Origin of the sequence: Glutamicibacter sp. V16R2B1 (assembly GCF_005774635.1) — a bacterium.
GTDB lineage: Bacteria > Actinomycetota > Actinomycetes > Actinomycetales > Micrococcaceae > Glutamicibacter > Glutamicibacter creatinolyticus.
In genome coordinates this window covers 1-1,801 of record NZ_VATX01000049.1, presented here as the reverse complement: position 1 = coordinate 1,801, position 1,801 = coordinate 1, and the positions used below count along the sequence as shown (strand labels likewise).

The 1,801-nt window shown below is 72.2% G+C and carries 3 protein-coding genes; 2 read left to right on the top strand and 1 reads right to left on the bottom strand.

Features of this window, described 5'->3' with window-relative positions; all coding sequences use genetic code 11:
• Positions 1 to 328 (top strand): SRPBCC family protein (locus tag FDN03_RS15875; RefSeq protein ID WP_138178563.1); only part of this gene is annotated, 328 nt, incomplete at its 5' end.
• Here the strand turns inward: FDN03_RS15875 and FDN03_RS15870 are convergent.
• Positions 285 to 842: an ATP-binding protein gene (locus FDN03_RS15870; protein WP_212743929.1), complete on the bottom strand. Its 558-nt coding sequence runs from the start codon at positions 840 to 842 to the stop codon at positions 285 to 287. The two genes, FDN03_RS15875 and FDN03_RS15870, sit on opposite strands and share 44 nt — an antisense overlap.
• A gap of 436 nt (positions 843 to 1,278) precedes the next feature.
• On the opposite strand from FDN03_RS15870, the gene FDN03_RS15865 reads away from it, so the two are divergent.
• On the top strand, positions 1,279 to 1,801 hold a 523-nt coding region (locus FDN03_RS15865; protein ID WP_283205496.1), incomplete at its 3' end, for a Tex-like N-terminal domain-containing protein.

Genomic DNA, 1,801 nt, shown 5'->3' with positions numbered 1-1,801 from the left:
CACCGACTACCGAGTGGTCGAAGGCGGCGAGGGTGCCGGCACCCGGATCGCCTACCGCCTGCACGCCACCAAGAAGCGCATCCGCGAGGTGGAGGCGCTGGTCAGCGCGCCCTCGGCGGGCGTCCTGCTGGAAGCCGACCAGCGCTCGTCCCTGCGCACGCAGTGGTCGGTCCGCGCGGCGGGCGCCGGCGGCAGCACCGTCACGGCGCTGACAACCTGGGACGGCGCGGGCGGTGTCGGTGGCTTCTTCGAGAAGACCTTCGCGCCGATCGGTATCCGCAAGCTCAGCAATGCGGTGCTGGACGGGCTGGAGGCCAGGCTCCGCTGATCTCCGCCGGGTGCGTCGGGTGTGCCCGGTGCATCGGGTGCGTCGGCGCACGGCCGGCGTCCACCGGATCCGTTTCGGCGCCGGCCCCCGCGCGGCCGCTCTCCACAGCGCCGCTCCCGTCACGGCCGCTTTGGGTGCGGGCGCTCTCGGTGCGGCAGTGAAGGCGCACGATGGTGCCGGCGGGCGACGAGCTGAGCTGGACCAGGTCACAGAGCTGATGGGCGAGCCACAGTCCGCGCCCGCCCTCCGCGTCAAGGGCGGGAGGCCGCCGCCCGGCCAGCATGTCCCGTACATGACCCCGGTCGGAGACCTCGCAGATCAGCATGGCCTCCTCCACCCAGACGCGGAGCACACCACCACCGCCGCCGTGGCGCACGCTGTTGGTGAGGATCTCGTGGAGCGCCAGTTTCAGGTCGGCTGCCCGCTGCGGCAGCACACCCGCCCTGCTGGCCAGCACCAGGACCTGGCGGCGGGCGGCCAGCAGGTTGTCGGCGGTGAACGGCAGCCGGGTCACGGCCGCGTCCGACACGGCAGGAGCGGGCAGTCCCCCACCGCCGGAACCGTGCTCCGGAATTCCTCGCACAGATCCTCCGCCGCCGCAGATCCCTACCGAAAGTGACAGTTCATGCAGATTCGTTGACATGTCCCACCAGCGGATGCACACGATAATCCGTCGGGTAGGCGCCGCCGCCGGCGTCGGTGGGGACCGTCAGCGCCGTCACAGATCGTCCGGTCGCCAGGCCCGTCCAGCCGGCGGCAGTCGGCCGCAAAGGGTGGCAAAGGGCCCGGACCCGGCCAGGTGGCCGTGAACGTGCACACGGCGTCGCGCCCGGGGTGCGGCCTCACCCCGAACGCCACGGGCTATCCGGCGAGAGGGATTATCAGAGGTAACAGCCCCCGGGAGGATCCGGCGGGGACGACGAGGACACAGGCAAAGGCGGTTGCGGATCGTGACGACGGTGTCCGTCCCGGAGACGGTGACTGTCCAGGCGCGGATCGCCGCGGAGCTGGGCGTACGCGAGGGGCAGGTGACCTCCACGATCGACCTGCTCGACGGCGGGGCCACCGTGCCGTTCATCGCCCGGTACCGCAAGGAGGCGACCGGCGCCCTCGACGACGCGCAGCTGCGCACCCTGGAGGAGCGGCTGCGCTACCTACGGGAGCTGGAGGAGCGACGCACGGCGGTTCTGGACTCCATCCGCAGTCAGGGCAAGCTCGACGAGGCCCTCGAAGCGCAGATCATGGCGGCCGAGACCAAGGCCCGGCTGGAGGACATCTACCTCCCCTACAAGCCGAAGCGCCGCACCAGGGCGCAGATCGCGCGTGAGGCGGGGCTGGAGCCGCTCTCCGACGCCCTGCTGACCGACCGCACGCTCGACCCGCGCGCGGCCGCCGGGGCGTACGTCGACGCGGAGAAGGGTGTCGCCGACGCCACCGCCGCGTTGGAGGGCGCCCGCGCCATCCTGGTCGAGC